We start from the raw sequence: 6,988 nt of genomic DNA on the forward strand, positions 1-6,988 counted from the left end.
AACCCGGACGGGCGTCAACTATTCGTTTACCACAGCGAGCTACTCCAGGAAACGGACGAGTTGTGGATGGAAGCTATCGCCTCCCCCCCCCCCCCCCTCTCCCCCCCCCTCCCCCCCCCCCCCCCCCCCCCCCCCCCCCCGCCACCCCACTCCTCAGGTCCGCAATTTCAATGGAAATCAGAGGTTCGATTTCCATTGAAATTGCGGAAGAACTCGCCCGGCCGGGCGATCTCGAAGCAAGACGGTCACGGGTCAGCGGTTCCAGCGCCGCCAAGCAACCAAAACCACTGACCCGTTCCCAACAAGGTGCGCGTCGAAGCGCGGCACCCGAGAGGAAGTCTTACACCATGCCCAAAGTTCCTGTCATGCAGGCCGTCGTCGACGTGCTGAAGTCCGAGGGCGTCGACATCACCTTCGGCTGCCCCGGCGCGGCGATCCTCCCGCTGTACGCGGCGATGGAGGACAGCGGCATCAAGCACCTCATCGTCCGCCACGAAGAGGGCGCGACCCACATGGCCGACGGCTGGGCGCGCACCAACGGCAACGTCGGGGTCGCCATCGGCACCTCCGGCCCGGCGGGCACCAACATGATCACCGGCCTCTACACCGCGCAGGCGGACTCGATCCCGATCCTGTGCATCACCGGCCAGGCGGTGTCCACCAAGCTGCACCAGGAGGCGTTCCAGGCGGTCGACATCGTCGACATCGCCGAGCCCGTGACGAAGTGGGCGGTGCAGGTCAAGGAGGCCGCGCAGGCGCCGTGGATCTTCCGCGAGGCGTTCCGCATCGCCCGCTCCGGCCGCCCCGGCCCGGTGCTGATCGACCTGCCGCTGGACGTGCAGAAGCAGGAGATCGAGTGGGACCCGACGCTGGACGCCCCGCTGCCGATCCCGGCCGTCGAGCCGCACCTGCCGCGGGTCGAGCGCGCGCTCGACCTGCTGCTGGAGGCCGACCGGCCGCTGATCCTCGCCGGTGGCGGTGTCATCCTCGGTGACGCCCACGAGCAGGTCCGCGAACTGGCCGAGCTGCTCGGCGTCCCGGTGCAGATCACGCTGATGGGCAAGGGTTCCTTCCCGGAGGACCACGAGCTGTTCGCCGGCATGACCGGTATCCAGACCAGTCAGCGCTACGGCAACCAGTCGTTCCTGGAGGCCGACCTGGTGCTGGCGCTGGGCGCCCGCTTCGGCGACCGGCACACCGGTGCCCTGGACACCTACCGCGGTGAGCGCAAGTTCATCCACGTCGACATCGAGCCCACCCAGATCGGCAAGGTCTTCGGGCCGGACCTGGGCATCGTCTCGGACACCCGGCTGTTCCTGGACGCGCTGATCGAGGCCGCGCGCAAGCGCAACGCCGAGAAGGACTACTCCGAGTGGGTCTCCCGGGTCGGCGTGCTCAAGCAGACCCTGACCCGGCCGGACGACTACGACACCGTGCCGATCAAGGCTCCGCGCGTGTACCGGGAGATCAACCAGATCTTCCCGCCGGAGGCGTACTTCGTCACCGCGATCGGCCTGTACCAGATCTGGGGCGGGCAGTTCCAGACCGCGCACCTGCCGCGGCACTACCAGGTGTGCGGCCAGGCCGGCCCGCTCGGCTGGGAGATCCCGGCGGCGATCGGCGTGAAGTCCGCCGAGCCGGACGCCGAGGTCGTCGCGGTGGTCGGTGACTACGGCTTCCAGTTCCTGGTCGAGGAGCTGGCGGTGGCCGCCCAGTACAACGTCCCGTTCGTGATCATCATGCTGAACAACGAGTACCTGGGCCTGATCCGCCAGGCAGAGGGCGACGCGTTCGGCATGAAGACCGAGGTGGACATCCACTACGACGAGTACGGCACGGACAACGTCAAGATCATGGAGGCCTACGGCTGCTCCGGCCGCCGGGTGTTCGAGCCCGGCGACCTGGCCGACACCATCGAGTGGGCCCGCAAGGAGGCTGTCGCCACCAGCCGCCCGGTCCTTGTCGAGGTGATGATCGAGCGGGAGGCCAACACCGCTCGGGGCATCCGCATCGACGCCATGATCGAGCCGGAGCCGGTGCCCAACGCGTGATGATCCTCGGGGTGCGGAGGCTGGCCGACGCGTACGGGAACCGCGTCGGTTGGTCCTGTCACACACTCCCGCACCCCAGGCGGGGCTTCAGGGCAGCCCTGCGCGAGGTGCGCTCGCCGGCGACGCGCGGTGGCGTGGTCGGCGAGCGTGCCCCGCATTTCCCACGGACGGGGTCCTCGGGTGGAATATCCGTAAGACCCCTTGGTGTCCTCCGCCGGGTTCGTGCCGGGCGTCCCGGCGGAGGATGCCGCCCTAGCGATCGGAGTTGGTTGTGCCAGGACCCGTCCTCATCGCGCCGGACAAGTTCAAGGGCTCGCTGACGGCGCCGCAAGTCGCCGAGGCGGTGGCCGCCGGGCTGCGCCGGGTACGCCCCGACGCGCAGGTGCGCTTGGCGCCGGTGGCCGACGGCGGGGACGGCACCGTGCAGGCCGCGCTGGCCAGCGGATACGCGCCGATTCCGGTGCGGGTCGCGGGCCCGGTCGGCGAGCCGGTGGACACCGAGATCGCGATCAGCGGCGACACCGCCGTGGTCGAGCTGGCCTCCGCCTCCGGGCTGGCGCTGCTCGACCCGGAAGAGCTCGCCCCGCTGGCGGCCTCCAGCGAAGGCACCGGCGAGGCGATCCTGATGGCTTTGGACGCGGGAGCGCGGACCGTGGTGCTCGGCGTCGGTGGCAGTGCGAGCACCGACGGCGGCGCCGGAATGCTCACCGTCCTGGGGGCGCGGGTCTTGGACGCTGCGGATAACCCGTTGCCCCCAGGCGGTGGACCACTGGGCCGAGTGGCCACAGTGGACCTGTCCGGCCTGGACCCCCGGCTGGCCGAAACCGAATTCATCCTCGCGTCCGATGTGGACAACCCGCTGCTCGGCGAGCGCGGTGCGGCGCACGTGTACGGGCCGCAGAAGGGCGCGGACCCGGAGCAGGTCCGCTTCCTGGACGAGGCGCTGGGCAACTGGTCGCGCGCGGTGCTGGCCGCGGGTGGCCGCGACGTCGCCGAACAGCCGGGTGCCGGGGCGGCCGGCGGCGTCGGCTACGGCGCGCTCGCGGTGCTGGGCGCGCGGATGCGGCCGGGCGTGGACGTGATCCTGGAGCTGATCGACTTCGACCGGCAGCTCGAGGGCGCGGGCCTGGTGATCATCGGCGAGGGCGCCATCGACGAGCAGACCCTGCACGGCAAGGGCCCGGCCGGAGTCGCCGCCCGAGCCCGCGAAGCGGGCGTGCCGGTGGTGGCGATCGCGGGACGCTGCGACCTGACGCCGGAGCGCCTCCGCGAAGCGGGCGTCGAAGCGGCGTACGCGCTGACCGACATCGAGCCGGACCCGCAGCGCTGCATCCGCGAAGCGGCGACGCTCCTGGTCGACCTCGGCGAACGCCTCGCCCAAGACCACCTGTAGGAACCGCCCGCGGCAGAACGTCCCAATCGCAGGCAAGAACGGGAACCCCACCGGGCAACGCGCCAGGTGGGGTTCCCGATTTCAGAGGTCCTCGGCAGAGCCGGGACCACCGCCCGGCCTCGGGCGTCAGGTCTCGAAGAGGAGGCGGAGGGCCGTGTCCCTGTTGTGGTGGATGTGGCGGATCGCCTCGGCCGACGCTCGGTCCGGGTCGCCGGAGGCGATCGCCTCGTAGAGGTTCGTGTGCTCCAGGCACAGCTCTTCGGGGTCGTCGACCTGCCGGAACAGCCAGTGCAGGCGGCCCTGGAGCGGGTCCAGCATGCCCGCCAGCAGGTGGTGGTCCGCCAGCCGCACGATCTCGTCGTGGAAGTCCCCGTTGGCCTTGCCCACCGCCTGCAGGTCGCCGCCCTGCAACGCCTTGTCCGCCCGGGCGAGGTGCCGCTGCAGCGCCCGCAGGCCGCGTGCGTCGGCCTTGCTCGCCGCCAACCGGCACGCCAGGCTCTCCAGCGCTTCGCGCACGTCGAAGAGCTCTTCGACGTCGCGGCGCTCCAGGCGCCGCACGATGACGCCGCGCCGCGCGACGTCTTCGACGAACCCCTCGACCCGCAGCGTGCGCAGCGCTTCGCGCACCGGCACCCGAGAGACAGCCAGCTCCGCGGCGAGCTCGCGCTCGACGATCCGGTCGCCGGGAGCGAACCGGCCGTCGATGATGCGGTTGCGGATCTCCTCGCAGACCTGGTCGCGCAGCGGCCGGTCGCGGGAACCCAACGGGACCGGCTGGGCCACGTCCGCTCCTTTCCCCTCAGCACTCGCCCAAAGCGTAGTCAGTCGCATCCCCGGGCGTGATCCGCAGTTTCAATGAGGTTTTCCAACCTCGTTTTGCGTGGCGGTGCGGGTAGCGGAACCTCAGAGGCTCCCTGGTCTGTGGGTGCCCCTCCTGATGTATGCCCAATACACGGCGGAGGGGCCGTCCTCGCCGAGGGAACCCCGGAGGGGTGGGCACCGTGAACCCGCGGCGGTGCCGGTGCCGTAGGTGGGCTATGCGCCTGCGGCGCATGCGACACCTCATCGACATGCAGCTTTGCGGCCCGCGGCTGCGGGTCGACCAGGATGAAAAACGCTCAATTGAAACTGCACCCCCACCCGTCACGGGCCGGTGGGGTTCGGTGAGTCTTTGCTCATTTGCCGCTCCTCGCAATCGTTCGGTTCGAGTGAATGGTGGACGCCAGGGCGACCGTTGCCGCTCACGACCCGGGGCGGGACGGGTCGTGAGCGGCCACCACCGCTCACGACGTCAGCAGGGCCCTGACCTCGGCTGCCGCGGTCTCGATGGCCTGGATGTCCGCCGGGCGCCAGCCGCGCTCCGCGAGGCTGTGCACCGACAGCCAGCCCGCCATGGCGCCGTCGACCTCGACCGGGGCGAGCATCTGGGCCTGCACGCCGTAGGTCTCGATCAGCGCCTGCGGCGGCTGCGGGTCCGCCCGGAAGTGCGGCTGCACCAGCGTGCGGCGGTGTTCTTCCAGCCACTGCACGGTGTTCAGCTTCCGCTGGTCGAGGCCCGGGTCGTGCTGGATCGCGCGCACCCCGGGCCCGGTGTCCTCCGCCGCGGCGAGGTCGACGCCGAGCCGCTGGGACGGCAGGTCGAGCCGCATCGTCGTCCGGTCGGCGCCGGTCGCTTCCCGCAGCGAGGTGCAGATCCGCTTCAGCGCCGCACGTGTCGAGCCCGAGAGCAGCACGCTGCCGCGGTCGATCGGGACAGCGGCGCCAAGCACGTCCAGCGCCTTCCACAGCGTTGCGGAAACGCTGTCCAGCACCGGGATTCCGGCCTTCGCCTCCAGTTCGGCCGCGACGAACGCGCCGCGGAGGTTCGTGCACACCAGCGACACGGCGTGCACATCGGCGGCGGCTGCTTCGATCATCGAGGCCAACCGCTGCTCGGGGACGGAGCCGAAGCTGAAGTTGTCGGTGATGTCGAGCCGCTCGTCGTTGACGACCTCGATGCCTTCCGCGGCGTAGGTTTCGGCGATCTTCGCGGTGACATCGCCGGTGTACGGCGTGACCAGGCCGAGCCGCGTGACGCCGAAGGCGCGGAAGGAGTCCAGCAGCGCCAGGGTCGACGTGGTGGCCGGCACCCCGCACGCCTCCGAGATCGCCGCGCTGACCTGCCGGTCGTAGTCGAGCCCGAGCCATGAGCCCGCGGTCCCGTTCCACACCACCACGTCCACGGCGGCGTCCCGGAGCAGCTCGGCGGCGGCCGACATCCGCTCCAGCGAGAACTGGCTGTTCTCCTTGTCGGAAAGGGAGATCGCGGTGACCGGCAACCTGCTGAAGTGGACGCTGACGTCCTCGACGCCGGACAGCAGCCGGTAGGTGACGGGTTCCAGCACGGTGTTGGACGACGGCGTCAGCATTCCGATGCGTGGCATGTCATTCCTAATCAGTTCTGGGAGTGAGCCATCGGGCAAACTCCTGGTTGGTAGCCGACTGGCAGGTGAGCACTCTGTCGTCCTGGACGTGTGAGTCCTGATGAAAGAGCGTGCCCCTGCCGGTAGGCCGGGAGAGTTGATCGCTGCTGGGATGTCGTGCCCGCCCGTGGTGGCGTGAGCACTGCTTGATTAGGTCGCTGATGGTTCTCCCGCCGGGCTGCTGAGGGTGATCGGCATCGAGAACAGGAGGACCGTTGCGGCTGTTCATGGGAGACGACTGGGCCGAGGACCATCACGATGTGGAAGTGATGGACGGCTCCGGTCGCCGGTTGGCCAAGGCCCGGCTGCCCGAGGGCGTTGCGGGAATGGCCCGGTTGCACGCGATCGTCGGAGAGCTGGCAGGGGAGGACGCCGACGAGGTCGAGGTGCTGGTCGGCATCGAGACCGACCGGGGGCCCTGGGTCGCGGCGCTGGTCGCGGCCGGGTACACGGTGCTGGCGGTGAACCCGTTGCAGGCCGCCAGGTTTCGTGACCGACTGGGTGTCTCGGGAGCCAAGAGCGACGCCGGTGACGCTCACGTGCTGGCCGACATGGTCCGCACCCACTCCCACGAGTTGCGGCCGGTCGCCGGGGACTCCGCCGAGGTCGAGGCGGTCAAGGTCGTGGCCCGTACCCACAAGACGCTGATCTGGGAACGGACCCGCCACACCCAGCGGCTGCGGCACGCGCTGCGGGACTACTTCCCCGCCGCGCTGGCCGCTTTCGACGATCTGGACGCCGCCGACACTCTGGAGCTGCTGGCCAAGGCCCCCACACCGGCCCAGGCCGCCCGGTTGACACTCGCGCAGATCAGCGCCGCGCTGAAACGGGCCCGCCGCCGCAACGTCGCGGAGAAAGCAACGGCGATCCAGGCCGCGCTGCGGGCCGAGCACCTCGGTCAGCCCGAGGTCGTTGCTGCCGCCTACGCCGCCTCCATCCAAGCGCTGATCGCGGTCCTGACCACACTCAACACCCAGGTCAAGACGCTGCAAGGGCAGGTCGAAGCCCATTTTGGGCAGCACCCGGCCGCTGAGATCATCCTGTCCCAGCCCGGACTGGGACCGGTCCTCGGCGCCCGGGTG

General features: G+C 70.2%; 5 protein-coding genes. 3 read left to right on the forward strand and 2 right to left on the reverse strand.

Going from position 1 to position 6,988, the window contains the following annotated elements:
- Positions 1 to 347 precede the first annotated feature (347 nt).
- Complete coding sequence (gcl, locus tag AC07FN_RS43770; protein ID WP_478401011.1) at positions 348 to 2,051, forward strand: glyoxylate carboligase; 1,704 nt, start codon at positions 348 to 350, stop codon at positions 2,049 to 2,051.
- Positions 2,052 to 2,316: 265 nt separating this feature from the next.
- On the forward strand, positions 2,317 to 3,444 hold the full coding sequence (locus AC07FN_RS43775; RefSeq protein ID WP_478401012.1) for a glycerate kinase: 1,128 nt from the start codon (positions 2,317 to 2,319) through the stop codon (positions 3,442 to 3,444).
- A gap of 126 nt (positions 3,445 to 3,570) precedes the next feature.
- Here AC07FN_RS43775 and AC07FN_RS43780 read toward each other — a convergent pair whose 3' ends face one another.
- Positions 3,571 to 4,227, reverse strand: a complete 657-nt coding sequence (locus tag AC07FN_RS43780) for a GntR family transcriptional regulator (protein WP_478401013.1) — start codon at positions 4,225 to 4,227, stop codon at positions 3,571 to 3,573.
- Between the two features lie 500 nt (positions 4,228 to 4,727).
- A complete protein-coding gene (locus AC07FN_RS43785; RefSeq protein WP_478401014.1) occupies positions 4,728 to 5,867 on the reverse strand; it encodes an aspartate racemase/maleate isomerase family protein in 1,140 nt (379 codons plus the stop codon).
- A 254-nt stretch (positions 5,868 to 6,121) separates the two neighbouring features.
- On the opposite strand from AC07FN_RS43785, the gene AC07FN_RS43790 reads away from it, so the two are divergent.
- On the forward strand, positions 6,122 to 6,988 hold an 867-nt coding region (locus AC07FN_RS43790), incomplete at its 3' end, for an IS110 family transposase (protein ID WP_478401015.1).

Source organism: Saccharopolyspora sp. NPDC045941 (assembly GCF_056431445.1).

Excerpts from the sequence above, each read along its gene's own strand:
- gcl (WP_478401011.1), top strand. The coding sequence starts at position 348 with ATGCCCAAAGTTCCTGTCATGCAGGCCGTCGTCGACGTGCTGAAGTCC.
- AC07FN_RS43785 (WP_478401014.1), bottom strand. The coding sequence starts at position 5,867 with ATGCCACGCATCGGAATGCTGACGCCGTCGTCCAACACCGTGCTGGAA.